1 protein-coding gene is annotated in these 1,142 nt (G+C 47.6%); it reads left to right on the top strand.

The annotated features are described in order from the left end of the window. A partial coding sequence (locus KL866_RS05565) for an efflux RND transporter permease subunit (RefSeq protein ID WP_214993876.1) occupies positions 1–1,142 on the top strand: 1,142 nt, incomplete at both ends.

The following is a 1,142-nucleotide window of genomic DNA, read 5'->3' as shown; positions in this document are numbered from 1 at the left end:
GGTAGTCTTATCAGTGCAGCGCCTAACCAGGGAGGCGACCATTGGGGCCGTTTAAATATTGTAATGCAGCCTACGGCGACCGATGATGATATGGATGCGGTAAAGCAAGCGCTTCGTGATCACTTAGCCTTTAAACCTCAGGTTCAGGCAACGTTTTCAGAGCCTGAGCTTTTTAGCTTTGCATCGCCTATTCAAATTGAAATTGCAGGTTACGACCTTAATCAATTACAGCAGTATGGCGACGCCATTGCGACCAAACTAGCCAGTTATAGTAATTTTGCAGATGTCACTACCAGTATTCGCGACGGAAACCCAGAGCTTAAAATAGCCTTCCATCACGCAAAGCTTGCTCGACTTGAGCTTGACGCGTCTACCGTTTCTCAACTTATTGCGGCTAAAGTGGGTGGACGTATTGCTACACAATATAGTGTGGAAGATAGAAAGGTGGACGTGTTGGTTAGAACGCAAGAAAACCAACGAGACGACATCGCAAGCATACGCGCCATTGTCGTTAACCCAGGCTCCGCACAACCTATTCCATTAAGTGCCGTAGCTGACGTATACATGAGCGTTGGTCCAAGCGAAATAACCCGTGTTGGACAGCAACGTGTGGCAATGGTATCTGCAAACTTAGCCAAAGGTAAGCTTGATGAAGCGGTTGCCGCTGCCAACAAGGTCATTGATGAAACTCAACTTCCTCTATCGTTAAGTGCAACAGTAACCGGACAAAGTGAAGACATGCAGAGCAGCTTCCTTTCACTACAGTTTGCCTTGGCGCTTGCGGTGTTTATGGTGTACTTGGTTATGGCGTCACAGTTTGAGTCGTTGCTGCACCCACTGCTTATTCTACTTGCAGTGCCCCTTGCAGGTGCGGGTTCCGTATACGGCCTGTGGCTTACCAATACGCCGCTTAACGTTGTGGTATTTATTGGTTTAATCATGTTGTGCGGTATTGTCGTGAATAACGCTATTGTATTAGTTGACCGTATTAATCAGCTACGCCGCCAAGGCGTAGATAAAGATACGGCTATTCTAGAGGCAGCTAAAACCCGGCTACGCCCCATTGTGATGACCACACTTACTACGGTGCTGGGTTTATTGCCGATGGCGTTTGGTTTCGGTGAAGGTGCTGAAATTCGTAC

It is taken from the genome of Alteromonas sp. ALT199, assembly GCF_018619335.1.
Lineage (GTDB): Bacteria > Pseudomonadota > Gammaproteobacteria > Enterobacterales > Alteromonadaceae > Alteromonas.
This window is presented reverse-complemented; position numbering and strand designations above follow the sequence as displayed.